Genomic DNA, 24,817 nt, shown 5'->3' on the forward strand with positions numbered 1-24,817 from the left:
AGCCGCCCTTGGCCGCGAGGCGCTCATCGGCGCGGGCGAGGACGACGAGCGCGTCTTCGGCTGTGGTCTGAGCTTCGCTGCCGAGGCGAGGGAGAGCAACGCCCAATTCGTCGGGGAGGTAGGCGCGGTAGCGGCCTGCGGCGCGGTCCTTGCGGCTGAGGCCGGAGGCGTCCTGCGGGCGCCAGGTGCGCTCGACGAAGGTGGCCATAGCTAGCCTCCCTTCGACACGGTACTTCTACTTTAGACGCGCTAAAAGAGAAACTGCCTAGGGCTTACCACTGCTTAGGTATCCGGAATGCCGGACTTCGACGGCGTCCGCGCGGTTGGCTGTACACTCGCGGCATGATCGGGAACTGGTCGGCGCAGGGTCATGTCGCACGCTGAGGAGTCCGCGTGGCCGACAGTCCAGCTCCAGCTAGAAGAATCAGCCGTAGATGTTGAGGTTCTTCCCGTCACCACGACTGAAGGCGTCGATTCCTTGGCGGGGCTCCAGCTCACGGAATGGTCGACGCTAGGGGCCATTGCGGTCCACACCGGTGGTCTTCTTCTCGACAACAGATGGTTGCGCATGCTGGGCGGGGGTGCGCATGGTTTGCCGGCCTTGGCCGAGCAGAACAGCTTGGAGAGTAGCCGGTCGCACCTCGTCGTAGCGTTCGACGTCCTTGGCGGCCAGTTCGCCATCGATGGTGGCGGGCTGGGAATCGCTGCTGGCGAGGTCTGCTACTGGGGGCCCGACACCCTGGCATGGTCGGGGATCGGCGTGGGCTATTCGGCGTTCCTCCGCTGGGCGCTCGGCGGAGGCTTGGCCGAGTTCTACGGCTCGTTGCGTTGGGAGGGCTGGCAGGAGGAAAATCGCGTGCTGCGAATGGACCAAGGGTGGTCCCTCTACCCGCCGCCGTTCGCGGAGCAGGGAAAGGATGCGAACGCGGTGTCTCGCGCATCGGTTCCGTTCGGTGAACTTCTCGGTTTTTACGCGGACGTTGCACGTCAACTCTGAGCATTCCTGCCCAGCTCGACGGCGTCAGGGCCCCACATCATTTCGCATGAAGTAGCGCTCCACCAGGCTGGTCGCTTTGCTGTCCACCATGTGGTCTCGGTCACGCCCGCGATGTGATGCGGGCATCACACACCGGCGTCCGCGAGCGAACGCGCTTCGCACTGCGCTCGACGGTGTCGACTCAACGATTACGCGAAGTCTTCATAGGCGGTGCGGAAGCCCTGCGGCTGCGCGAAACGTCGGCCGGCCAGCGATCTGCTCGTGCCGTCACACGCGGGTCGACCGGCTGCGAGACCATACACTGAACGCTGAGGACGCGGCGAAGCGTCTCGCGGGTATTTCGACAATCGATCTGGGGGAGGACGCCGCGTGCTGCTGACCGTCACCTACCGCGGTGCTGAACCCGGCGACCTCGGGTTTCTGCTGCACAAGCATCCCGAGCGCGTTCATGACTTCGATCTGCCGGTCGGGCGCGCACACGTCTTCTATCCGGAGCTCGAAGAGGATCGTTGCACCGCCGCGCTGATGCTGGAGGTCGACCCGATCGAACTGGTCCGCAGCAAACGGTTCCGCGGTGATGCCGGGACGCTCGGACATTACGTGAACGACCGCCCATACGCGTCCGGATCGATGCTCGCCGTCGCGCTCGGGTCGGTGTTCCGCACTGCCATGACGGGTCGCTGTGACGCGCGACCGGAACTCGCCGCCTCCCCGCTCGAGTTGGAGATCGGGCTGCACGCCGTGCCGCTGCGCGGCGGCGCCGACCTTCCCGAACGACTCTTCGCGCCGCTCGGCCTGTCCGTGGAGCAATCGGAGACGCTGCTCGATGGTGAGTTTCCCGAATGGGGACCCTCTCCGTACGCGACGATCACGCTTCGCGGCACCAAGCTCCTCGGTGAGGTGCTTCGACAGCTCTATGTGCTGCTCCCGGTGCTCGACGACGCCAAGCACTACTGGGTCGCGGATGCGGAGGTCGACAAGCTCCTGCGTGCGGGCGAAGGATGGCTGGCACAACATCCCGAGCGGGACCTGATTTCAAAGCGATATCTCGTCCATCGGCGCGAATACGTCGCTGCCGCTACCGCGAGGCTCGCCGAACTCGACCAGGGGTCGGAGTCGATGGAGCCGGAGCCCGACGGCACAGCTGGTGCCGACGGGGGCGAGGATGCGAACCGGCCGCTCAACCGGGTGCGCGCCGAAGCGGTGCTGGAGGCGCTCGACGATGTCGGCGCACGAACAGTCGCGGACGTCGGCTGCGGCCCGGGCGCGCTGCTTTCCCGGCTGGCGGTCGATCCGCGGTTCACCAGGATCATCGGCACCGACGTCTCGCCCGCGGCCCTGGAGACGGCGGCGCGGCGTCTCGATCTCGCCGAGCGCAGCGATGCCGAGCGCGAGCGCATCCAGCTGCACGCATCCTCCGTCACGTACCAGGACGACCGGATCGCCGGTCTTGACGCCATCGTGCTGATGGAGGTCGTGGAGCACGTCGAACCCGAGCGACTTGACGCTCTCGCGCGCTCGGTGTTCGGATTGGCGGCGCCGTCGACGGTGATTGTGACCACTCCGAATTCCGAGTACAACGCCCTGTACCCGACCCTCGCTGCCGGGAAGTTCCGGCATCCCGATCACCGCTTCGAGTGGAGCCGGGCCGAGCTGGCCGGGTGGGCCGGCGCGGTCGCTGATCGTTACGGCTACCGTGTCGAGTTCCGGCCGGTCGGAGCGCCGGATCCCGTCCTCGGACCGCCGACGCAACTCGCCCTGTTCCGGAAGGAGGCTGCCGCATGACCGAGCTGCGCATCCCCGCCACCTCCCTCGTCGTGCTCGTCGGGGTCAGCGGGTCGGGCAAGTCGACCTTCGCTCGCGAGAAGTTCGGCGCCTGGGAGACCCTGTCCAGCGATGCCTTCCGAGGGCTGGTCTCCAACGACGAGAACAGCCAGAGCGCGACAGGCGACGCCTTCGACGCGCTGCGGTTCGTGGCGGGTAAGAGGTTGCGCGCCGGCCTGCTCACCGTGATCGACGCGACGAACGTCCAGGCCACCGCGCGCAAAAGCATGGTCGCGCTAGCCAAGGATCACGACGTGCTGCCTGTCGCCATCGTGCTCGACGTTCCGGAGCGCGTCGCCGCCGAGCGGACAGAGGCTCGCGACGACCGCGGCTTCGGCGCTGAGGTCATCCGCCGCCAGTCGAAGCAACTGCGCAGCGGGCTGTCGAATCTGCGGCGCGAGGGGTTCCGGGCCGTTCATGTCCTCCGTGATCAGGCGGAGATCGACGCGGTGACGATCGTCCGTACCCGCCTGCTCAACGACCGTGCTGATGATCACGGGCCGTTCGATGTGATCGGTGACGTCCACGGCTGCCGCTCCGAGCTCGAGTCGCTGCTCGGCCGGCTCGGCTATGAACTCGCGCGCGACGACCAGGGCCGGCCGGTCGATGCCGTGCACCCGGAGGGCCGCCGCGCGCTTTTCCTGGGCGATCTGGTCGACCGCGGACCAGACACACCCGGCGTGCTCCGCCTGGCAATGGGGATGGTCGGAGCCGGACACGCGATCGCCGTCCCCGGCAACCACGAGGACAAGCTCGCGCGGGCGCTGCACGGCGACAAGGTGACCGTGGCGCACGGCCTGGAGACCTCACTCGCACAGCTGGCGGAAGAGCCGCCGGAGTTCCGCGATGAGGTGCAGGCGTTCTGCCGCGAGCTCGTCTCGCACCTGGTGCTCGACGACGGCCGGCTGGTCGTCGCGCACGCCGGCCTCACCGAGCAGTTCCACGGGAGGGCGTCGGGCCGCGTCCGGGCGTTCGCCCTCTACGGCGACGTCACGGGGGAGAAGGACGAGTACGGCCTCCCGGTACGGCTCGACTGGGCGCGTGACTACCGCGGGGCGGCCACCGTCCGCTACGGTCACACGCCGGTGCCGCGCGCTGAATGGGTCAACAATACGATGTGCCTCGACACCGGTTGCGTCTTCGGCGGTGCCCTGACCGCGCTGCGCTATCCGGAACGTGAGCTCGTGGCAGTGCCCGCTGAGCAGATCTGGAGCGAGCCCGCCCGGCCGTTCGTTCTCGCGGCCGGTACCTCCGCCGAGCGGGAGGACGATGTCCTTCGGATCGAGGACGTGCTGGAGACGCCGATCGTCGAGACGCGCACCTCCGGGAAGATTCGGCTGCGCCCGGAGTTCGCGCTCGGGGCACTCGAGACGATGAGCCGGTGGGCGGTGGACCCACGGTGGCTGCTGTACCTGCCGCCGACGATGTCGCCGCCGGGGCCGTCATCCCGCGACGGCATGCTGGAGCACCCCGACGAGGCCTTCGGAACGTATCGGAAGAGCGGTGTGACGCGCCTCATCGCTGAGGAGAAGCACATGGGTTCGCGTGCGGTCACGCTCGTGACGCGCGACGCGACCCGGTTCGGAGCGCCCGACGGGTGGCAGGGTATCGTTCACACTCGCACCGGGCGCCGGTTCTTCCCGTCGGCCGCCGACGAGCATGCGTTCTTGTCCCGCGTGCACGAAGCCGTCTCGCGGGCGGGACTCTGCGATGAGTTGGAGTCCGACTGGCTGCTGCTCGACGGGGAGATCCTGCCGTGGTCGCTGAAGGCCGGCGCGCTGATCCGCGAACAGTACGCAGCTGTCGGGGCGGCGGCAGGCTCCGCGCTGCCCGCTGCGGTGACGACGCTTGAACGCGCAGCGGATCGAGGACTCGACGTCGCGGCCATCCTGGACCGGACGCGCCGACGCGAGGGCGACGCGGCGCGCTACGTCGACGCCTACCGCCGCTATGTGCAGCGAACCGACGGTATCGACGGCGTCCAGCTGGCGCCTTTCCAAGTACTGGCTACCGAGAGCGGAGTCCACGCCGACCGGGCGCACGCCTGGCACCTCGCGCTGGCCGACCGTCTGGTGGCGGCCGACCCGCAGCTGTTCCGCGAGACCCGGCGACTCGAAGTCGACCTCGAAGACCCCCTGTCGGTGGAGCGCGCTGTCGACTGGTGGACCGAGCTCACGGGTGCCGGCGGCGAGGGGATGGTCGTGAAGCCCGCGGCCGGCCTCGTGCGGAACGAGCGAGGTCTGGCCCAGCCCGGCATCAAAGTTCGCGGTCGCGAATACCTCCGCATCATCTACGGACCGGACTACACCGAGCCATCGAGCCTGGACCGGCTGCGCGAACGCAACGTCGGCCATAAGCGCTCCATGGCCCTGCGCGAATATGCGCTTGGCCTCGAATCACTGCACCGGTTCGTGGAACGCGAGCCGCTGTGGCGGGTACATGAAGCAGTGTTCGCTGTCCTCGCTATGGAGTCGGAACCCGTCGACCCGCGGTTGTGAGTGGTGCGCTCCACATCGGCGAGGTTAGCGCTGTTAGACCGTCACTCGCGCTGCCAATAGCCCACCGGCCGTGCGTGCCCACTGGGGGGTCGCGGCGATGGACTCGGACGGCGAGCCGGCGAGCGTCGCCAGTTCGATCACGTCGACGAACCCTTCGGGGCGACCGTCGATCGAACCTGCGATGAGCGCGACGGCCGTCCCCGTCGATCGCGCTATCCGCGCAACCTCGGCGACGACCTTGCCTTCGGCGGTCTGGTCGTCGAATCGTCCTTCGCCCGTGATGACGAGGTCCGCGTGACGCACGTGATCCGCGAGTCCGATGGCCGCGGCGGTCATCGCGGCGCCGGAGGCGTATTCGGCTTCCCACAACATGAGGCCGAAGCCCGTGCCCCCGGCAGCTCCGGCTCCCTGCGCCAAGGCGAGTCGGATCGCGTCCGGGTTCCCCCGCGCCGCGACGTCGCGGAGATGGCTGAGATTGCCCTCCAGGACGGCGAGCTCGTCGGTGGTTGCCCCCTTCTGGGCACCGAACATGCGCGCGGCGCCCCGATCTCCGAGCAGCGGGCTGCGGACGTCGGCGAGGAGCACCACTCCTCCAGGAGGAGCGGCTCGGAGTGTCGACAGGTCGATGTCAGCGAGGTCGGCCAGCCCGCGATTTCCGTCGGCGATCGCGTTCCCACGGCTGTCGAGCAGCCGCGCACCCAATGCGGTGAGCGCGCCGGCCCCGCCGTCCGTGGATGCACTGCCGCCCAGCGCGATCAGCAGGCGTGATGCTCCTGCGTCGAGGGCCGCGACGATCAGCTCCCCGAGGCCGACGGTGTGGGCGTCGAACGGTCGCGGGGAGGTGAGAAGTCCCAGGCCGCTCGTCTCCGCGAGCTCGACCACCGCCGTCCCCTCCGGCACGACGATCCAGCGGGCGTCGACTTCGGCGCCGTCCGGCCCGCGGACGGTCGTCATGAACTGCTCGGCGCCCGGTGTTCTCGCGAAGGCGTCGATGGTGCCTTCTCCGCCGTCGGCCATGGGCGCGAGAACGACCTCGTCGCCCGGGCGCACCGAGAGCCAGCCCGCCGCGATCTCGCCGGCGACCGTGTCCGCCGTCGCTGCCCCTTTGAAGGAGTCGGGAGCGACGACCACCCGGAGCGCGTGCGCCATCAGCCCGGAGGCCGTTCCAGGAACGCGCCTCTTCGCGGGTGCGACACCGCCCGGATGGTGGTCATCGGTGCGTCTCCAGCTTGGCGGCGAGGTCGAGTGCCAGCGCGGCGGTCCAGCTGAACCGCGTGGTCCCGCGGGGCGAGCAGGTGTACAGGTCGAGGTACTCCGGGAAGTCGTTCTCGAGCGCACCCTTGTCCATCGAGCGGGAGAGCAGCTCGGCGTCCGCCGTGAACCCGCGTTCGAACAGCGCCTCGGCGATCAGCCACGCCGTGTTGAACCAGGACGGCCCTCGCCAGTACCGTCCCGGATCGAACGTCGGCGCGGTCAGATCGTGGCTGGGCACCATGGCGACGTCGCCCAGAGCGAAGTGCGGACCGCGGAGCAGGTCGAGGAGCTCCTGCGTGTGCGGCGAATCGGGGAGCAGCAGCGGCACCAGGCCGGAGACCGTCCGGTACTGCTGGAGTTCGCCGGTCAGCTCGTCGCGCGCGACGTAGCTGCCCATCTCCTCCGACCAGAGGGCTTCGAGCGCCTCCGTGATCCGTGCGGACTCCGCCCGATGTGGCGCCGGGTCGGCCCCGATCAGCTCCGCGATGGCGGAGAGCGCGAGTTCCGAGCGCGCCCAGAGGGCGTTGAACGCGGGGTCGACCACCTGGAAGGGGAAACCAGGGTCGGCGTCGTCGCACTCGTGGTCCCGATAGCGAGCGGCAAGGTACAGGTACTTGCCGTACTCGCCGTTCGACGGCCGGTGTGCTGCGTCCGCGTGCTTCAGGTCGGGACGGGGGATCTCGCCGGCGAAGGTCTGGGTCATTCGGCCGAGGGCCGCATCCCAGTACGGCGAATTGTCCATTCCGCTCTCCCAGGGGTGCACGATCCTGGCCAGCCCGGACGCGCCACCGCGCCGGTCGCGCAGGTACTCGTGCCAGCGCACCAGCCGGGGATAGGCGCGCTGCAGGAACCGGCGCCGATCCGACTCCGCAGGATCCGCCTGGTGGACCAGCAGCGCGGCGAGCGCGTGGTTCGGCGGCTGGATGAGTCCGGCGGTTCTCACCGGAGGTGTCCCGGGGATGTCCTCGCTGCGCCAGAACGTGGCGCCCGGCGAGTAGCCGTCATCCTTCCCGCTGTGGAACACGATCTGCGGGAGCCGCCCGTCGCTCCACTGGGTGCTCAGGATCGTGTCGAGCTCCTGCTGGGCTCGCCGTGGCGACAGATGCCGCAGCCCGATGGCGATGAACGCCGAGTCCCAGCTCCACTGGTGCGGATAGAGCCCGCCCGCCGGCACCGTGTAGCTGGTGCGCCAGTTGGAGAGGAGGACGCGCGCGGCCTCGGCTCGGAGGGTGCTCACAGGTACCGCCGGAGCATCGGCGCGACCAGGGGGAGCACGTCGGCGGCGTCCCCGGAGAGCCGGCTCTCGATGGCGATCGAGCGGTCGTAACCGATGGCGTTCACGGTGGCGCCGAACAGGGCCCAGTCGATGTGGCCCGCTCCCGGTTCGAGGCGGTTCGAGTCGCTCGCCTGGAGGTGACCGATGTACGGTGCGACCGCCAGCAGCGCGGCGGCCGGGTCGGCCTCCTCGATGTTCATATGGTAGGTGTCGGCCACGATGCGCACCGCGGGGGAGCCGACTTCCCGGATGAGGTCGGCGGCCTGGGCGAGCGTGTTCACGAGATAGTCCTCGTACCGGTTGAGCGGCTCCAGGAACAGCTCGACACCCTCCTTCTCGGCGTGCTCGCCCAGGCGTCCGAGGGCGTCCAGCAGGATGCTCCTGTCCTCCTCGGGCGATCGAGGCGGCTCGAAGGGGGGCAGCCGACGGGAGAACATGCCGTAGGAGCCGGGAGTCATGACGCCGACTCCGCCGATCTCGGCCATCACAGTCAGCTGCGAGCTGAGCTGGACGATCGCGTCCTCGCGCAGATCGGAGTCGAAGGCTCCGATAAAGTGCGACATCTCGACGCACGTCGTCGGCATGACGACCCCGGACGCCGCGGCCCGGCGAAGCTCGGGGAGGCGGGAAGCGAAGTGGAGGTCGCCTCGGCTGCGCAGTTCGATGCCGTCGAACCCCCAGGCCTGGGCGATCTCGAACTTCTGCTCGAGGCTATCTCCGGGAAGGTGCTGTTCCTGCACGGTGATCGCGTTCATCAGAACTCCAGCACCACCTGGAGGGTGGCCGACGGGTCGGTGTCGAGCAGCTGGTACGCGGCGGCCGCATCGTCGATGGCGAAGCGGTGGGTCACGAGCTCGGCGGCGTTCACGCGGCCGTCGGCGAGTGCATCGACGATGGTGCGCTGAAGCCGTGGAACATCCCAGCGCGCGCGGAGCCGGTTGGGCACCGACCCGATCTGCGACGCCAGCAATTGCACGCGGTTGTGGTGGAACTCCTCGCCGAGACGGAGCGCCGCGCCGTCGCCCTGGTAGAAGCCCGATGCGACGACGGTGCCGTCGGCGCCGACGGCCCGGATCGCGGACTGAAGCGCATGGTAGTTCCCGCTGAGCTCGATGGCTGCGTCGGCGCCGGCACCGTTCGTCAGCTCGCGGATCGCGAACGGGAGGTCCTCGTCGGGTGCGAGCGCGTGGGCGGCTCCCCATCGAGTCGCCGCCTCGCGCCGCGCCGGGATGCCGTCCACGGCGATCACCGTCGCTCCGTTCAGCGTGGCGAGCCGGGTTGCGAGCAGTCCGATCACGCCCTGCCCGAAGACGGCGACGGTCGACCCGACGCCGAGGTCGGCGGCGAGCACGCCGTTGAGTCCGATGGCTCCGACGCGCACGAATGCGGCGGCCAGCGGGTCGAGGTGCGCGGGGAGGACGTGACCACGCAGCGCTTCGAGGGCCAGGATCCCCTCGGCGCGGTGCCCCCAGATCCCCCAGACGCGGTCGCCGACGTGAGGGGCATCGTCGGGCAGGTCGCCTGCGGCCGGCGCGATCTCGACGACTTCGCCGACCTCCGAATAGCCCCAGCCGTCCAGGGGATAGGCGAGGCCGCGGTCGGCCGATGCGCCCCGGAAGAGTCGCAGCTCCGGGTCCCACTCGCTGGTGAGGTAGGGGTTCGTTCCGCGGTAGGCGGTCAACTCGGTCCCGGCCGAGATGCCGGAGTAGATCGTCCGGACGCGGGCCTGGCCCGGCTGGAGCTCGGGATGCGGAGCGTCCACGATCTCGACGGTCCGGGGCCCGGAGAAACGGAGAAGGCTGTTCATTCGTCGTCCTTGAGGATGCGGTTCGGTGGTGCTCGACACATTAGCACTATGACTGGGCGGAATGTGTATAGACATTGAGCATAAGTTGGGCTAATCTCGCAGACACCCCCCACCCCCGACGAAAGGAGTCGCGATGAAGACGTCGCGAATGAGGAAGATCGTTGCAGGAGCGACGTTGCTCGTCGCCGGCGCGACGATGCTGGCGGGCTGCTCGACGAGCGGCAGCACGAGTGACGCGGGCAAGACCATCACCGTGTGGTCGGAGGAGAACCAGCCCGACCGCGTGAACACCACCAAGAAGATCATCGAGGGCTTCACCCAGAAGACCGGAATCCAGGTCAAGCTCGTCCCGGTCGATGAGAACCAGGTTCCTCAGCTCGTCGCCTCCGCCGCCATCTCCGGCAAACTCCCCGACGTGATGGGCGCGATCCCGCTCTCGATCGTCCGTCAGCTCGACACGCAGAAGCTGCTCAATACGGCCTCGGCGGCGAACGTCGTCAAAGACCTCGGTACCGGCACTTTCGTCGGCTCCGGCCTGAAGCTCGACCAGGACCACGGGCGACAGCTCGCCGTGCCGGACTCGGCGTACGCGCAGATCCTCGTCTACCGCAAGGACCTCTTCGCGAAGGCCGGCCTGAAGCCGCCGACCACGTACGCCGACCTCGAGAAGGCGGCCAAGACCCTCACCTCCGGCAGCGATTACGGCATCACCCTGGCAACGGACCCGGCCGATGTCTTCACTTCACAGACTTTCGAGTCGCTCGCCCTCGGCAACGACTGCCAGTTGGCCGACTCGAACGGCAACATCACGCTCACGTCCTCCGCCTGCACGACGACCTGGGGCCTCTACGGCTCGCTCGCCCAGCACTACTCGCCGCAGGGGACGCAGACCGTCGACACGACCCGTGCGACCTACTTCGCGGGCCAGGCGGCCATGGTCGACTGGTCGACCTACATCCTCGACGAGCTGGGCGGACTCCGCAACGATGCCCTCCCGACCTGCCCGCAGTGCACGTCGGACCCCACGTGGCTGGCGAAGAACAGCGGTATCGTCACGGCGATCCAGGGTCCTGACGGCACGAAGGGCGCCACCTACGGTGAAGCGACCTCGTGGCTGGTGACCAAGAAGGCCAACGCGTCCGCGTCCGAGAAGTTCGTCGAGTACATGCTCTCCGACGGCTACCTCGACTGGCTCGGGATGGCGCCGGAAGGCAAGTTCCCGCTCCGGACCGGGACGTCCGCCAGCCCGAACGAGTTCAGCGACGGCTGGAAGAACCTCGAGGCCGGCGTCGACACGAAGAAGAAGCTCTCCGAGATCTATGACGCCGCCACGATCGCCGCGCTGCTGAAGGTGCCGTCGCAGATCGACCGCTGGGCCATCCCGCAGGGCCAGGGCGCACTGCTGGGGCCAGTGAACACGCAGCTGCCGATCTCCAAGGCCGTCGCAAGCATGGGATCGGGAGCCTCGGCCACCGACGCCGCCCGGTCTGCGCAGTCGGCCGTGGAGCAACTGCAGGCGAAGCTGAAGAAGTGACCCCATGACCCAGCTCGCATCACGTCCACCGTCGACGCAGGCGACCCCCACCGGGGGCCGCCTGCGGCGGCGGTCCCCGATCGCCGGACGAGACAACCGTGCCGGAATCGCGATGGTGCTCCCGACGACCATCATCATCATCGCGATCGTCATCATCCCGGTCATCTGGAACTTCGTGCTCGCGTTCCAGCAGACCGACTTCACCAGCATCGCCGAGAACGGGCTGGCGAACCCGTTCACGCTCGACAACTTCGTCGGCGTCCTCACGGACCCGGGCTTCTGGAGCTCGCTCTGGACGACGATCGTCTACTCCGTCTTCTCGACGGGGGGATCGATCGCGGTCGGCCTCGTCGCCGCACTCGCCTTCCGGCAGCCGTTCCGCGGCCGCGGGCTCGCGCGCTCACTGATGCTGCTGCCCTATGTCGCGCCGGTCGTCGCGGTCACGTTCGTGTGGCAGATCATGCTCAATGCGCAATTCGGCATCGTCAACACGCTGGGTGCAGCGTGGTTCGGGTGGGAGCACCCGATCGACTTCCTCGGCAAGGCTCCGTACGCGCTGATCACGGTCGTCGTCTTCGAGATCTGGCGGTATTTCCCGTTCGCCTTCCTCTTCATCACGGCGCGCCTGGTGGCGCTGCCGCGGGATGTCGAGGAGGCGGCACTGGTCGACGGCGTCACGCCCTGGCAGAACTTCCGGCAGATCGTGTTCCCGCAGGTGCTGCCGGTGATCTCCCTGCTCTCGGTGCTCCGGCTCATCATGACGTTCAACAAGTTCGACGACGTCTACCTGCTCACCGGTGGAGGCGCCGGAACAGAGGTCGCCGCCGTGCGCGTCTACGACACGTTGGTCGGCAGCTTCGACATCGGGGGCGCCGCCGCGAACGCGTTCGTGCTGTCCGCGATCCTGAGCGTCTTCCTCTTCGTCTACGTCAAATTCTTCGCGAACAAGGGAGACGACGAATGAGCCGCATCGTCGTGCAGAAGCGCACCTTCGGAGCGCTGCGGTGGATTCTGATCGCCGTGCTGGTGATCGCCACCGTCTTCCCGTTCTATTACATGGTCGAGCTGAGTCTGGTCCCGATCGAGCAGGTGCTGCTCCACCCGGAGCGGCTCTGGATCCCGCTACAGAACTTCACTCTGAAGACGTACGCCGAGGTGCTGAAGCCGCAGGAGGACGGCGGGCAGGGCTTCGCGGGGTTCATGCTGAACTCCGGGATCGTCGCCATCGCGACCGCAGCCATCACGCTGCTGATCGCCATCCCCGGCTCGTACGCCGTCTCACGCCTGAAGTTCTTCGGTCGCAGGCAGGTGAGCGCGCTCTTCCTCGCGGTCTACCTGTTCCCGGTCATCATCATCGCCATCCCGCTCTTCGTCGGGTTCTCGGCGCTCGGGATCAGGGAATCGCTCTTCGGCCTGACGATCGTCTACATCGCCCAGACCATCCCGGTGTCCATCCACATGCTGCGCTCCTACCTCACGTCGATCCCGGAGAGCGTCGAGGAGGCGACGATGGTCGACGGAGCAGGCCGTCTCCGCATCCTCTGGAAGATCACAGTGCCGCTCGCGATGCCCTCGATCATCTCGACGGGACTGTACGTCTTCATGATCGCGTGGAACGAGTTCCTGTTCGCGCTGCTCTTCCTCGCCGCCGACCGGAACCTGTGGACGGTGTCGCTCGGGCTCTCGCAACTCTCCAACGGGATCGAAGTCTCCAAGACGGTGCTGATGGCCGGCTCGGTTCTCCTCACCATCCCGATCATCGTGCTCTACGGCCTCACCGAGCGGTCCCTCACCGAAGGACTCACCAGCGGAGCAGAAAAGGGATGACCTCCGACGGGCCCGGGACTCATAACATGGAGCCACGACGCTGGGTGCCCCCGAGGAAAGGCGGCCGATGACTTCTGGTCCCGGAGATGTGCTCCAGCTCATCCGGCGCGCGGAAGCGAACACGCGCCGCGACATCCAGCAGCTCACCGGTCTGTCGCGCATGACAGTGGCCCAACGGGTGGACGCCCTGATGGACGCCGGCCTCGTGATCGAGGACGCCGGGGCGGGTGGCGCGACCGGCGGGAGGCGGCCGGACCGCCTCTCGTTCCATGTCGATCGGTCCGTGCTCGCCGTCGCGACGGTCGACACCGCGCATTCCCGCACGGCGCTGACCGACCTGAGCGGGCGGATCATCGCATCGGACGCTGTCGACGTCGCCATCAGCGAAGGCCCCGAGCGGGTGCTGGACGCGCTCGCGGCGTCGATGCGGCGCCTGGTCGACGAGGCTTCGAGCGGTCGCCCGTTGGTGGGCACGGGCATCTCGGTCCCCGGCCCGATCGATCCGAGCACCCGGCGACCCTCGCAGCCGCCGATCATGCCCGGCTGGGACGCCTATCCGATCGCTGAGCATCTCGCCGAGGTCATCCCGGTTCCGACGTTCGTCGAGAACGACGCCGATGCCATGGCGTTCGGCGAGCAGTCGACGCACTTCCCCGGCAGCAACGCGGTCTGCCTGATCAAGGTCTCGACGGGTATCGGCGCCGGTCTCGTGATCAACGGATCGGTCTACCACGGCATCGACGGTGGCGCCGGCGACATCGGCCACATCCGCCTCGCCGGCGAGACGGCGATCTGTCAGTGCGGATCGCGGGGATGCCTCGCCGCTGTCGCCAGCGGCCGTGCCGTCGCGGTGAAGCTCGACGAGCTCGGCATCCCCGCCGGTTCCGGCCGGGACGTGGGGCGGCTGCTGCAGGCGGGCAATGTGGATGCTCTGTCGCTCACTCACGAGGCGGGCCGCCGGATCGGCGAGGTGATGGCTACCGTCGTCTCGATGATCAACCCGGGTGTGCTGGTCGTGTCGGGCGATCTCGCCTCCAACGAACTGCTCGGCGGTCTCCGCGAGACCCTCTACCCGCGATCGCTCCCGCGTGCCACACGCAACCTGGACATTCGCCTCGGCGAACTGGGGGAGCAGGCCGGCCCGATCGGCATGGCCCGCATCGTCACCGACGCGCTGTACTCGGCGGACGCCATCAATCATCGCCTCGCGGCGTGAGGATCGACACGACCGATCGGTCTCGGCAGCCCTCCATCCGGCGTTGCCGCGTCACCCGTCCGCGGTGCGGTCGGGGGCGGGCTGGAGGAATGCGGCGCGGCCAGGAGCGCAGCAGTCGCGGGGCTCCTCGATGGCCGGTTCGTCGTCCGGTTCGTCGCGGGTGTCGGGCATGATCGATTTCCTTCCGGTGAGAGTGGAGGCGTTACGCGGGAAGCGGGGTGGCCCTCACGGTGCGATCGCCACCGTCCTGAACCCGGCGTTCGACATCGCGGAGTCGGGGGTGTTCTGCGATCGGGCGGAGTTGCGGTAGCGGTTGCAGTACGAGTCGTGGCAGAGGAAGGAGCCTCCGCGAAGCACGCGCTGCGTCCCCGTCGCCGGGCCGGCGGGCGACTCCTCGGGGGAGCGACTGTAGTAGGCCGCGTCGTACCAGTCCTGGCACCACTCCCAGACGTTTCCGACGGTCTGGTAGAGCCCGTAGCCATTCGGCTCGTAGTGCCGGGCAGGGGCAGTGGTGAGGAAGCCGTCCTCCAGCGTGTTGAGGGTGGGGAAGTCGCCCTGCCAGATGTTGCAGTTCCAGGCGCCGCCGACGAAGAGCTCATCGCCCCACGGGAATCGCGCGCCGTCCAGACCCCCGCGGGAGGCGCGCTCCCATTCGGCTTCGGTGGGCAGCCGGCGACCGGCCCAGGCGCAGTAGGCCTGCGCATCGTTCCAGCTGACCTGCACGACCGGATGATCCTGCAGATCGTCCAGTGATGACAGCCGTCCGTTCGGATGACGCCAATCCGCCCCTGCGACGCCCAGCCACCAGGGTGTCTGCGGCGGCCGGCCGAGGATCTCCGAGTCATCGCCGGCGAAGGCGAGCTGGAACACGGCCGAGTATCCGAAGACTTCGGACTCCGTGCGATATCCCGTAGCGTCCACGAACCGGGCGAAGTCGCTGTTCGTCACGGTGTGGACGTCGATCTCGAATGCCATCAGCCGCACCTCGTGCAGGGGCCGCTCGCCATCCGCGGCTCGTCCGTCTCCGGTCCGGTCGCCCATGACGAACGCGCCGCCGGGTATGCGGGCCTGGGGGATGCGGTGCGCGCCGGCGGCCATGTCAGCTGCCGACCGCGTGGCTGACGGGCTGGAGCTCGCGCTGCCGCTCGCGGATCATGTCGCGCATTTGCATGAGGCGGTCCACCATGGTGTCCATCGCGGCCGCCCCGGTCTCGTGCTCGAAGTCCTCGATCGTCGTCGCGAGGTCGACGTCGAAGCCCGAGTCGGGGGCCGCCTCGATCGTGCGGTCCCGGAAGCGGTACTTGGCGATCTGCCGCTTGCGGGAGTCGATCTCGATCGTCAGGAGCTCGATGACGGCCTCCTCGTCGAGGAACCCCGAGAAGAAGAGGCGTGCGCGGAACTCGTAGTTGACGGACTCCACGGTGGGCTCGAACGGCGTGGTCAGCCATTTCATGAACACCTCGCGCCCGAGTGGCGTCGTCTCGTAGATCTTCGCATCGTGCGCGCCGGGACGGGTGCTCACCGTGAACGTCACCCAGCCGCGCTCCGCCATCTGCGAAAGCGACCGGTAGACCTGGCTCATCTGCGTGCGGGGACGCATGAACACGCCCTCCATGTCCATGTAGCGGGCCAGCTCGTAACCGGTCCTCGGGCGCACCAAGAGGATGCCGAGGAGGAGATGTTCCAACTTCATCGTGGTTCCTTTGTGTCGTACAGGGCCGACGGCGTAAAGGTACACCTCGCCCCCTACCCAAGTATTCCACAAATTGACTTTTTCTACTCAACTTGTTGAATACTGATCCGAAAGCTGCTAGCTTCGCCGGAAGGTCGGTCCACGGAGGACCGCATGGCACCGGAAGAGACAAAGATGTTCAACTTCAGGAAGCGACTGATCGCAGCAGCAGCCGCGACCGCGGTCGCTGCGATCGCACTATCCGGCTGCACGCCCGCAGCCTCCCGCGCGGGCTCGCCGTCAGCGGCCGCCGACGGGACGCTCACGATCGGCACGATCGTGGCCTCCACGACCTTCGCCGTCGACAACTCGGCCTGGGCCAACGAGTCGCCCTACCTCCAGGCGGTTTACGACACCCTCCTCCACGCGGATCCCGACGGAACGGTGAAGCCGTGGCTGGCGACGAAATGGTCCTACAACGCCGACAACACGGTGCTCACCATGAAGCTCCGCAGCGACGTGACCTTCACAGACGGCACCAAGTTCGACGCTTCAGCAGCGGCGAAGAACCTCCTTCGGTTCCGGGACGGCACCTCGCCGCAGAAGGCGTACCTGGCGACGCTGGCGGATGCGACAGCGGTCGACCCGACCACGCTGCGGCTGACGCTCAGCGCCCCGAACCCGTCGCTGCTGTCGTTCCTCACCCAGAACCCGGGGCTGGAGGAGAGCCCGGCTGCGTTCGGCACTCCGGGCGAGAAGACGACACCCGTCGGATCGGGTCCGTACGTGCTCGACAAGAAGGCGACCGTCGTGGGATCGACCTACGTGTTCACGAAGAACCCGAAGTACTGGGCGCCTCAGCAGCAGCACTACGCGAAGCTCGTGATGAACGTGTACTCGACTCCCACAGCGATCCTGAACGCCATCAAGGGTCACCAGATCAATGGCGCCCCCCTCACCGACAACTCCACCATCCCGCAGATCAAGGGCGCCGGCTTCACCGCCAATGGCCAGCAGCTGAACTTCTTCGGGCTGCTGCTCTTCGACCGGAGCGGGGCGATCGCACCGGCGCTGGGGAACGTCAAGGTCCGGCAGGCCATCAACTACGCGTTCGACCGCAAAGCCATGCTGAAGGCGGTCGGGCAAGGGTACGGAGCGGTCACCTCGTCGATCTTCTCGCCCGACTCATCGGGTTACGACAAAGCGATGGACAGCTACTACCCGTACGACCCGAAGAAGGCCAAGGCGCTGCTGAAGGAGGCCGGCTACTCGGGCGGCCAGATCACCCTCACCATGCCCACGTCGTCCGGCTTCACGCCGGCGACCTACGCGCTCACGAAGCAGTACCTCGGTGATATCGGGATCCAGGTCAACGAGGTCAACGTGGCGCCCACCAGTTTCCTCGGCGACCTGCTCGCGGCGAAGTACGGAAGCACCGTGATGCAGCTGAAGGCGGCGCCGACGACCTGGGAGACCTTGACTCTGGACGTGCTTCCGACCGCCGGCTGGAACCCGTTCCACACGAAGGACGTCACGGTCGACGCGTTGGCCAAGACGATTCAGTCCGGCACGAAGGCCGAGGCGGCGGACGCATCCAAGAAGCTGAACGCGTACATCGTCCAGCAGGCCTGGTTCGCTCCCTGGTACCGGCCCCAGCAGACCTATGCGACGGACCCGACGACGTCCGTGCAGACGCAGACGGGTAACGCCTATCCCTACCTCTGGAACTTCGTTCCGAAGAAGTGACGGTCTCGGGGTGGGGGCGACTCCCCACCCCGATCGTTCGAAGGACTCCCACCATGCTCAGTTTCATCGCCCGGCGAATCGTCTCCGGCGTCATCCTCGTGGTCGCGATCTCGGTGATCGCCTTCCTCCTGCTCTACGCGGGCGGCGGGAACATCGCACGGCGGCTCCTCGGGGAGGACGCCTCGGCGCAGACCGTCGCCCAGAAGTCGCACGAACTCGGCCTCGACCAGCCTCTCCTCACCCAGTTCGGATCCTGGGTCTCCGGCGTCTTCCACGGCGACTTCGGCGCATCCTGGTTCACCAGTCAGCCGGTCGGCGACGCCATCGTGAGCCGGCTGGCCGTGACCCTGTCGCTGGTGCTCGGGGCGACCATCCTCATCGCGATCGTCTCGGTCGTTCTCGGAGTCCTCGCCGCAACACGAGGCGGCTGGGTCGACACCGTCGTCCAAGTGGTCTCCCTCGTGGGAACCGCTGTTCCCGGCTTCCTCATCGCCCTCGGTCTCGTGGTCGTGTTCGCCATCGACCTGGGCTGGGTCGCCCCGACCGGATACGTGCAGTTCACCACGTCGCCGCAGGGCTGGATCAGCTCGATCATCCTCCCGGTCATCGCCCTCTCGCTGGGGGGTATCGCGGGAGTGACGCAACAGATCCGCGGGTCCATGCTGGATTCGCTCCGTCAGGACTACGTGCGCACCTTGAAGAGCCGCGGACTGTCCAGCCGTTCGGTCGTGCTCAAGCACGTCCTCCGGAATGCCGCGGGCCCGGGTCTCGCGGTCCTCGGCGTCCACTTCGTCGGATTGCTCGGTGGAGTCGTCATCATCGAGCAGATCTTCGCCATTCCCGGTATCGGCCAGGTGGCGGTGACCGCGACATCCCAGGGAGACATTCCGCTGGTGATGGGCCTGGTGGTCGCGACGGCGATCCTGGTCGTCCTCCTCAATCTCGTCGTCGACCTCGCCCAAGGTTGGCTCAACCCGAAGGTGCGTCTCTCATGATCGACCCTCTAGCCGGCGATCTCACCGACGAGATCCAGGCCGCGGTGACTCGGTCGTCGCGATCGCTGCTCCGCCGCCTGCTGAAGAAGCCGATCGCCGTGGCGTCGTTGTCGTTCCTCCTCTTCATCGTGCTCATCGCCGTCTTCGGACCCTACCTCGCCCCGCACGACCCGAACACGGCCTCGGCGGCGGACGTGCTCGGGCCTCTCAGCGCCACCCATCCACTGGGCACCGACAGCGCCGGGCGGGACGTGCTCTCGCGGCTGCTGTTCGCGACGCGTTTCAGCATCGCAGGAGCGGCTCTGGCGCTGATCGTGGCTGCCCTCATCGGGGTCACCGGCGGCCTCATCGCCGGCTACTACGGCCGGTGGTTCGAGGGACTGTCCTCGTGGGTCGTCGGGATCCTGCAGGCGCTCCCCGGAATCGTCGTCCTCCTTGCAGCACGCGCCGTGCTCGGCCCGTCGCTGTGGACGTCCATGGCGATCTTCGGAGTGCTCCTGTCGCCCGCGTTCTACCGGCTCGTCTACTCGACCGTGACGGCGGTCAGAGACGAACTGTACGTGGATGCCGCACGCGTCTCCGGACTGACGGATGGCCGCATCATCTCCCGCCACATCCTGACGGTCGTCCGCGGGCCCGCGCTGGTGCAGGCATCCTTCGTCGCCGGCGTCGCCATCGCGATCCAGGCCGGACTCGACTTCCTCGGTCTCGGGGATCTGTCCATCCCGACGTGGGGGTCCATGCTCAACGAAGGCTTCTCGAACATCTACACGGATCCCGTGCTGATGCTCTGGCCGAGCCTCGCGATCGGTCTCACGTGCGTGTCCCTCGTCCTGCTCGCCAACGCGCTCCGCGACACCCTCGAACAGAGTGGGCGAAAGCGCCGTCGCACACGCCGGGACGAGCCGGCATCCATTCCAGCGATCGAACGCGAGCCCATCGTCTCCCACGCCGGCGACCACCGATTCGACGGCGCGGAGGTGCTTCTCGCGGTCGACCGGCTCGCCGTCGGATACGGACAAGACGACGGCTCGATCACGACCGTGGTCGAGGATGTCTCGCTGACCGTCCGCCGCGGCGAGGTGCACGGTCTGATCGGCGAATCCGGATCCGGCAAGACGCAGACCGCCTGGTCGGTGCTTCGGCTGCTCCCGGACGGCGGCCGCATCGTGGGTGGCTCGATCACCTTCGAGGGACAGGATCTCGCTGGGAAGACCGAAGCGCAGATGCGGGCCCTGCGCGGGCTCAAGATCGCGTATATCCCTCAGGAGCCGATGTCGAACCTCGACGCGTCCTTCACGGTGGGGAGCCAACTGGTCGAGCCGATGAGAGTGAAGCTCAAGCTCAGCAGGCCCGCCGCCAAGGCGCGTGCGCTCGAACTCCTCCGACGAGTCGGCATCCCCAACCCGGAGCGCACCTTCAACGCTTACCCGCATGAGATCTCCGGCGGTATGGCACAGCGCGTCCTGATCGCCGGTGCGGTCTCCTGCGACCCCGACCTGCTGATCGCGGACGAACCGACCACCGCGCTCGATGTGACGGTCCAAGCGGATGTGCTCGACCTTCTCCGCAGGCTGCAGAGCGAGCTGAACATGGGGATGATCCTCGTGACGCACAACTTCGGGGTCGTCGCCGACCTCTGCGACACCGTGTCCGTGATGCGATCGGGGCGGATCGTCGAGACCGGCCCGGTGCTCGAGCTCTTCGCACGCCCCCAGCACCCGTACACGCGGTCCTTGTTCGATGCGGTCCTCGACGAGAGCGAGGGAGCCGGTTCGGTTGCTGCCGACATCGAAACTGCTGACACGAATGGAGCGCTGCGATGAGCGAGACCCTTGTCGACATTCGGGATGTCGTCGTGGAGTACCCCGCGAAAGGCTTCGGGAAGAAGCCGTTCCGGGCCCTGAAGGGCGTATCCCTGGACATCGCGGCCGGCGAGACCGTCGGCCTCGTGGGCGAGTCGGGCTCCGGGAAGACGACGCTGGGCCGCGCCGTCCTCGGCCTGGCGCCGGTCACCGGGGGTTCCATCACCTACGGCGGCCGCGACCTGGCCACGCTGTCGAAGAAGGCCAGGCGGGGGCTGGCCCACGAGATCCAGGTCGTCTTCCAGGACCCGTACACGTCGCTCAACCCGTCCATGACCATCGAGCAGATCCTCATGGAGCCGCTGACCGTCAGAAACCTGTCCGTGAAAGACGCGCGTGCCCGGGTGCGCGGGCTCCTGGACGAGGTCAGGCTGCCGAGCAACGCCGGCGAACGGCTGCCGCGCGAGTTCAGCGGCGGCCAGCGGCAACGCGTCGCGATCGCACGGGCGCTGGCGCTCCAGCCGAAGCTGATCGTCTGCGATGAGCCCGTCTCCGCACTGGACCTCTCCACCCAGGCCCGAGTGCTGGAGCTGTTCAAGGAGATCCAGCAACGGACCGGTGTCGCGTACCTGTTCGTCTCGCACGACCTCGCCGTCGTCCGGCATCTCAGTCACCGCGTCGCGGTGATGTACCACGGCGAGATCGTCGAGTGGGGAGACGCCGAACAAGTGACGACGCGCCCCGAACACCCGTACACGCAGCGGCTCTTCCTCGCGGCGCCTGTTCCCGACCCCGTCCTCCAGGCGAAGCGGCGAACGGAACGCCACGAACTTCTCGCCGACCAGAACCGCGAATCGACCAGCACGGTCGCCGTCGCCGCCGTCTGACCTTTTCGACAAGGAACTCCATCATGCGCGCCATCATCCTGATGTTCGACAGCCTGAACCGGCACATGCTGCCGCCGTACGCCGACACCTTCGTCGACGCGCCGAACTTCGCGCGACTGGCGCGCAAGGCGACCACGTTCGACAACTTCTATGCGGGTTCGATGCCCTGCATGCCCGCCCGCCGCGAACTGCACACCGGCCGGCACAACTTCCTGCACCGCAGCTGGGGCCCGCTCGAGCCCTTCGACGACTCGATGCCCGAGATGCTGAAGAACGCGGGCGTTCATACCCACCTGGTCTCCGATCACCAGCACTACTGGGAGGACGGCGGCGGCACCTACCACACCCGCTACAACACGTGGGAGTTCTTCCGCGGCCAGGAGGGCGACAACTGGAAGGGCGATGCGGACGCCCTCCGCGGGGTGCGATTCCCGGCCACGCTGAAGACGCAGGACGCCGTGAACCGCCGCTACATGACGACGGAGGCCGAGCACACCCAGACCCGCACCGTGGACGCCGGAATCGAGTTCCTGGAGACCAACGTCGGAGCAGATCGCTGGCTGCTGCAGATCGAGCTCTTCGACCCGCACGAGCCGTTCTTCGTCCACCAGAAGTATCGCGAGCTGTACCCCGACGCGTACGAGGGCCCGGAGTTCGACTGGCCCGACTACGCGAAGGTCGTCGAACCCGAGGACCAGGTCGAGCACGCACGCACGCAATACGCGGCGCTGGTCTCGATGTGCGACTTCTCGCTCGGCCGCGTGCTCGACTACATGGACGAACACGACATGTGGTCGGACACGATGCTCATCGTCAACACGGACCACGGCTTCCTGCTGGGGGAGCACGGGTGGTGGGCCAAGTCGATCCAGCCCTGGTTCAACGAGCTCGTGCATCTGCCGATGTTCCTGTGGGACCCCCGGTTCCAGGACGCGGACACGCGACGCGGCGAACTGGCCCAGACCATCGACATCCCGCCGACCGTCCTGAAATTCTTCGGGCTCGACCCGGCGCCCGACATGCTGGGGCAGGATCTCGCGCTGGCCGAGGGGAAGAGCGGTGCGCTCTTCGGCATCCACGGCGGTCATGTGAACGTCACCGACGGCCGTTACGTCTATATGCGCGCGAGCGCGGATGCCGCGAACGGCCCGATCGAGGACTACACCCTCATGCCCACGCACATGCGCAGCAGGTTCGGCGTCGATGAACTGCTCGACTGGGAGCCGGCGGAGCCGTTCGATTTCACCAAGGGCCTGCGGACGATGCGGATCGACGCCGTGGGGACGTTCCGCATCAACTCCTGGCAGCACGGCACACTGCTCTGGGATCTGGAGACCGACCCCGGTCAGACGACGCCCATCGTCGACGACGCCGTCGAACTGCGGATGATCGCCCTGTTGCTCGAGCTCCTCCGGAAGAACGACGCCCCGGCGAGCGTGTTCGAGCGCCTCGGCCTGCCCGTCGAGGGCCCGGCCGACGCTCGCCACCTGTCGGCACGACGCGATGCCGACCGGGCCAGGGCTGTCGCGGCCCCGCTCCCGGAAATGGCTTCGCTTCCTGCTCTTCCGCTGCTCCAGACACCCGTCCACTCCCTCCTCGCCGACGACGCGACCCGGTCGGTGCTGGACCGCCACCTCCCGTGGCTGGGAACGACCGAGCTCGTCGCCTCCACGCCGTGGGCCACCGTCCTGGGCATGGCGAAAGCCGGCACCGTCGATGCGGCCAGTCTGGTCGCCATCGCGGAGGAGCTGGCGCAGGCCACCGCCGCGAGCGCCGTCTCGTGACCGGGGACCACGTCGGCCGGCCGAACATCGTCTGGATCAGCACCCACGACATCAACCCGGACCTGGGCTGCTACGCAGGCGTGTGGCCGGGGGCGGAGTACGCCGTGACGCCGAATCTGGATGCACTGGCGGCACGGGGCGTCCGGTTCGACAACGCCTTCGCCGCGGCGCCGATCTGCGCTCCGTCGCGTTCGGCGATCATCACCGGCTGCTATCCCACCGCGATCGGCACGATGCACATGCGATCACAAGCCGTGCCCCCGGAGACCGTGAGACTTCTGCCGGAGGTGTTACGGCAGGCGGGCTACTACTGCACGAACAACTGGTTCACCGATTTCCAGCTGGAGCTGCCCGACATCGCGTTCGATGAGTGCAGCCCGACCGCCCACTGGAGGAACAGACCGGACGAGTCGGCACCGTTCTTCGCCGCGTTCCACGGGATGGCCACGCACGAGTCGCAGCTCTACCTGGACGACGAGGCCTTCGCAGCGGCGACCCGTCGTGTTCCGGAGAGCGCACGCCATGATCCGGCAGCGGCGCCGCTCCCGCCCTACTACCCGGACGAACAGGTCTTCCGCACGGCATGGGCGCGGTACTCGGATCTGATCACCGCGATGGATCTGTGGGTCGGGGACATCCTCGCCGAGCTCGAGGAGGACGGTCTGCTGGAGGACACGATCGTCGTCTTCTGGAGCGACCACGGCAAAGGCATGCCCCGGGCCAAACGCTGGCCGAACGAGTCGGGACTGCGTGAGCCCCTGATCGTCAGCTGGCCCGGACGCGTTCCCGCGGGCGCTGCCGCAACCGGTCTCGTCCACACGATGGACCTCGCGCCCACGATGCTGCGCCTGGCCGGCATCGAGATCCCCGGAGGGATGCACGGCGTACCGCTGCTCACCCCGGACGGCGCAGTCGTCGCGGAGCCGAACGCGTACACCTACGGAGGCCGCGATCGACAGGGTGAAGCGGAGGACCGTTCGCGCACGGTCCGGGATGCCCGATTCCGGTACATCCGCAACGACTTCCCCGACAAGCCCGCCATGATCCACACGGACTACCCGGACCGGTTCCCGACCTGGGAGGCGTACCGTCTCCTCGCTGCGGCGGAAGCACAGCAGCGTGCACGCGGCGAGCGCCCGTCTGCGCTGGATCGGCTCCAACGCTCGGTCGTCGCGCAGTCGAAGCCTGCTGAGGAGCTCTACGACATCCTCGCCGACCCCCATGAGACCGCGAATCTCGCGACCGACCCGGCCTACGCGGACGATCTCGCCCGGCTGCGCGCGGCGCTCGCCGGCTGGATCGACCGGTTCGGCGACCTCGGACAGATGCCGGAGGAGCAGCTCGAGGAGCAGTGGCGCCCGGACGGCCGCCGCCGACGCACGCCAGAACCGGCCACCGCCATCGAGAACGGCCTCCTGACGATCCGATCGAGTACACCGGGAGTCATCCTCGGCTGGACGACGGAGGCTCCCACCGAGCAGCGATCGCTGGAGGGGACCCCGGGCGGCGCCCTCGGATCCTCGTCGTCCGACGCGCGCCGGTGGCGCCCGTACTCCGGACCGGTACCCGTCGATGCGGCGGTCCGCGTCAAGGCGTGGCGGCTCGGATACGAGCCGAGCACGGAACTCCTGGTCGAGGCCGCCTCGGCCCGCCCTGTCGCCCTGTGACATCCCATCCCACGAACCCAAGAGGAAT

19 protein-coding genes are annotated in these 24,817 nt (G+C 67.8%); 13 read left to right on the plus strand and 6 right to left on the minus strand.

What is annotated here, in order from left to right:
* The first annotated feature begins 370 nt into the window (after window positions 1-370).
* From BM287_RS02580 to BM287_RS02590, 3 genes are all read left to right on the plus strand, one after another.
* Window positions 371-997, plus strand: a complete 627-nt coding sequence (locus BM287_RS02580; protein ID WP_090035709.1) for a DUF2625 family protein — start codon at window positions 371-373, stop codon at window positions 995-997.
* Between the two features lie 369 nt (window positions 998-1,366).
* Window positions 1,367-2,782: a 3' terminal RNA ribose 2'-O-methyltransferase Hen1 gene (locus BM287_RS02585; protein WP_090035711.1), complete on the plus strand. Its 1,416-nt coding sequence runs from the start codon at window positions 1,367-1,369 to the stop codon at window positions 2,780-2,782.
* On the plus strand, window positions 2,779-5,319 hold the full coding sequence (locus tag BM287_RS02590; protein WP_090035713.1) for a polynucleotide kinase-phosphatase: 2,541 nt from the start codon (window positions 2,779-2,781) through the stop codon (window positions 5,317-5,319). The genes BM287_RS02585 and BM287_RS02590 overlap by 4 nt, the downstream gene beginning before the upstream one ends.
* A 33-nt stretch (window positions 5,320-5,352) precedes the next feature.
* Here BM287_RS02590 and BM287_RS02595 read toward each other — a convergent pair whose 3' ends face one another.
* The 4 genes from BM287_RS02595 to BM287_RS02610 all read right to left on the minus strand — a co-directional run bounded on the left by BM287_RS02595 (window position 5,353) and on the right by BM287_RS02610 (window position 9,656).
* Entirely contained in the window at window positions 5,353-6,468 is a 1,116-nt protein-coding gene (locus tag BM287_RS02595; RefSeq protein ID WP_090035715.1) for a glycerate kinase, read from the minus strand.
* Between the two features lie 61 nt (window positions 6,469-6,529).
* Window positions 6,530-7,810 (minus strand): MGH1-like glycoside hydrolase domain-containing protein, encoded by a 1,281-nt coding sequence (locus BM287_RS02600; protein WP_090035717.1) that lies wholly within the window; start codon window positions 7,808-7,810, stop codon window positions 6,530-6,532.
* Window positions 7,807-8,604 (minus strand): sugar phosphate isomerase/epimerase family protein, encoded by a 798-nt coding sequence (locus tag BM287_RS02605; protein ID WP_090035718.1) that lies wholly within the window; start codon window positions 8,602-8,604, stop codon window positions 7,807-7,809. Before BM287_RS02605 ends, BM287_RS02600 begins: the two co-directional genes overlap by 4 nt.
* On the minus strand, window positions 8,604-9,656 hold the full coding sequence (locus BM287_RS02610; RefSeq protein ID WP_090035720.1) for a zinc-dependent alcohol dehydrogenase: 1,053 nt from the start codon (window positions 9,654-9,656) through the stop codon (window positions 8,604-8,606). The genes BM287_RS02605 and BM287_RS02610 overlap by 1 nt, the downstream gene beginning before the upstream one ends.
* Before the next feature lie 133 nt (window positions 9,657-9,789).
* On the opposite strand from BM287_RS02610, the gene BM287_RS02615 reads away from it, so the two are divergent.
* From BM287_RS02615 to BM287_RS02630, 4 genes are all read left to right on the plus strand, one after another.
* The gene (locus tag BM287_RS02615) at window positions 9,790-11,190 is read left to right on the plus strand and encodes an ABC transporter substrate-binding protein (RefSeq protein ID WP_090035722.1); all 1,401 of its coding nucleotides are present in this window, start codon (window positions 9,790-9,792) and stop codon (window positions 11,188-11,190) included.
* A 4-nt stretch (window positions 11,191-11,194) separates the two neighbouring features.
* Window positions 11,195-12,154, plus strand: coding sequence for a carbohydrate ABC transporter permease (locus BM287_RS02620; RefSeq protein ID WP_090035724.1), 960 nt, complete (start codon window positions 11,195-11,197; stop codon window positions 12,152-12,154).
* Window positions 12,151-13,017: a carbohydrate ABC transporter permease gene (locus BM287_RS02625; RefSeq protein ID WP_090035726.1), complete on the plus strand. Its 867-nt coding sequence runs from the start codon at window positions 12,151-12,153 to the stop codon at window positions 13,015-13,017. The genes BM287_RS02620 and BM287_RS02625 overlap by 4 nt, the downstream gene beginning before the upstream one ends.
* Before the next feature lie 67 nt (window positions 13,018-13,084).
* Entirely contained in the window at window positions 13,085-14,233 is a 1,149-nt protein-coding gene (locus BM287_RS02630; protein ID WP_090035728.1) for an ROK family transcriptional regulator, read from the plus strand.
* A 225-nt stretch (window positions 14,234-14,458) separates the two neighbouring features.
* Here the strand turns inward: BM287_RS02630 and BM287_RS02635 are convergent, their stop codons facing one another.
* Window positions 14,459-15,331, minus strand: a complete 873-nt coding sequence (locus tag BM287_RS02635) for a formylglycine-generating enzyme family protein (RefSeq protein WP_170857403.1) — start codon at window positions 15,329-15,331, stop codon at window positions 14,459-14,461.
* Window position 15,332: 1 nt separating this feature from the next.
* The gene (locus tag BM287_RS02640; RefSeq protein ID WP_090035730.1) at window positions 15,333-15,926 is read right to left on the minus strand and encodes a PadR family transcriptional regulator; all 594 of its coding nucleotides are present in this window, start codon (window positions 15,924-15,926) and stop codon (window positions 15,333-15,335) included.
* A 174-nt stretch (window positions 15,927-16,100) separates the two neighbouring features.
* Between BM287_RS02640 and BM287_RS02645 the strand changes: the two genes are divergently transcribed.
* From BM287_RS02645 to BM287_RS02670, 6 genes are read left to right on the plus strand one after another with little or no spacing between them, the layout of a single operon-like run.
* Window positions 16,101-17,651: an ABC transporter substrate-binding protein gene (locus BM287_RS02645; RefSeq protein WP_244527838.1), complete on the plus strand. Its 1,551-nt coding sequence runs from the start codon at window positions 16,101-16,103 to the stop codon at window positions 17,649-17,651.
* A 53-nt stretch (window positions 17,652-17,704) separates the two neighbouring features.
* Complete coding sequence (locus BM287_RS02650) at window positions 17,705-18,646, plus strand: ABC transporter permease (RefSeq protein WP_090035734.1); 942 nt, start codon at window positions 17,705-17,707, stop codon at window positions 18,644-18,646.
* Window positions 18,643-20,472, plus strand: a complete 1,830-nt coding sequence (locus BM287_RS02655; protein WP_090035736.1) for a dipeptide/oligopeptide/nickel ABC transporter permease/ATP-binding protein — start codon at window positions 18,643-18,645, stop codon at window positions 20,470-20,472. The genes BM287_RS02650 and BM287_RS02655 overlap by 4 nt, the downstream gene beginning before the upstream one ends.
* Window positions 20,469-21,338, plus strand: coding sequence for an ATP-binding cassette domain-containing protein (locus tag BM287_RS02660; protein ID WP_090035737.1), 870 nt, complete (start codon window positions 20,469-20,471; stop codon window positions 21,336-21,338). The genes BM287_RS02655 and BM287_RS02660 overlap by 4 nt, the downstream gene beginning before the upstream one ends.
* A gap of 23 nt (window positions 21,339-21,361) precedes the next feature.
* Window positions 21,362-23,122 (plus strand): sulfatase, encoded by a 1,761-nt coding sequence (locus BM287_RS02665; RefSeq protein WP_090035739.1) that lies wholly within the window; start codon window positions 21,362-21,364, stop codon window positions 23,120-23,122.
* Window positions 23,119-24,789 (plus strand): sulfatase family protein, encoded by a 1,671-nt coding sequence (locus tag BM287_RS02670; RefSeq protein WP_090035740.1) that lies wholly within the window; start codon window positions 23,119-23,121, stop codon window positions 24,787-24,789. The genes BM287_RS02665 and BM287_RS02670 overlap by 4 nt, the downstream gene beginning before the upstream one ends.
* Window positions 24,790-24,817 lie beyond the last annotated feature (28 nt).

This window comes from Leifsonia sp. CL147, from assembly GCF_900114565.1.
Lineage (GTDB): Bacteria > Actinomycetota > Actinomycetes > Actinomycetales > Microbacteriaceae > Leifsonia.

What these genes read in the sequence shown, in the direction of transcription:
- BM287_RS02580 (WP_090035709.1), top strand. Translation starts at nt 371, where the DNA reads ATGTCGCACGCTGAGGAGTCCGCGTGGCCGACAGTCCAGCTCCAGCTA.
- BM287_RS02590 (WP_090035713.1), top strand. Translation starts at nt 2,779, where the DNA reads ATGACCGAGCTGCGCATCCCCGCCACCTCCCTCGTCGTGCTCGTCGGG.
- BM287_RS02595 (WP_090035715.1), bottom strand. Translation starts at nt 6,468, where the DNA reads ATGGCGCACGCGCTCCGGGTGGTCGTCGCTCCCGACTCCTTCAAAGGG.
- BM287_RS02605 (WP_090035718.1), bottom strand. Translation starts at nt 8,604, where the DNA reads ATGAACGCGATCACCGTGCAGGAACAGCACCTTCCCGGAGATAGCCTC.
- BM287_RS02610 (WP_090035720.1), bottom strand. Translation starts at nt 9,656, where the DNA reads ATGAACAGCCTTCTCCGTTTCTCCGGGCCCCGGACCGTCGAGATCGTG.
- BM287_RS02615 (WP_090035722.1), top strand. Translation starts at nt 9,790, where the DNA reads ATGAAGACGTCGCGAATGAGGAAGATCGTTGCAGGAGCGACGTTGCTC.
- BM287_RS02620 (WP_090035724.1), top strand. Translation starts at nt 11,195, where the DNA reads ATGACCCAGCTCGCATCACGTCCACCGTCGACGCAGGCGACCCCCACC.
- BM287_RS02625 (WP_090035726.1), top strand. Translation starts at nt 12,151, where the DNA reads ATGAGCCGCATCGTCGTGCAGAAGCGCACCTTCGGAGCGCTGCGGTGG.
- BM287_RS02630 (WP_090035728.1), top strand. Translation starts at nt 13,085, where the DNA reads ATGACTTCTGGTCCCGGAGATGTGCTCCAGCTCATCCGGCGCGCGGAA.
- BM287_RS02635 (WP_170857403.1), bottom strand. Translation starts at nt 15,331, where the DNA reads ATGGCCGCCGGCGCGCACCGCATCCCCCAGGCCCGCATACCCGGCGGC.
- BM287_RS02640 (WP_090035730.1), bottom strand. Translation starts at nt 15,926, where the DNA reads ATGAAGTTGGAACATCTCCTCCTCGGCATCCTCTTGGTGCGCCCGAGG.
- BM287_RS02645 (WP_244527838.1), top strand. Translation starts at nt 16,101, where the DNA reads ATGTTCAACTTCAGGAAGCGACTGATCGCAGCAGCAGCCGCGACCGCG.
- BM287_RS02650 (WP_090035734.1), top strand. Translation starts at nt 17,705, where the DNA reads ATGCTCAGTTTCATCGCCCGGCGAATCGTCTCCGGCGTCATCCTCGTG.
- BM287_RS02655 (WP_090035736.1), top strand. Translation starts at nt 18,643, where the DNA reads ATGATCGACCCTCTAGCCGGCGATCTCACCGACGAGATCCAGGCCGCG.
- BM287_RS02660 (WP_090035737.1), top strand. Translation starts at nt 20,469, where the DNA reads ATGAGCGAGACCCTTGTCGACATTCGGGATGTCGTCGTGGAGTACCCC.
- BM287_RS02665 (WP_090035739.1), top strand. Translation starts at nt 21,362, where the DNA reads ATGCGCGCCATCATCCTGATGTTCGACAGCCTGAACCGGCACATGCTG.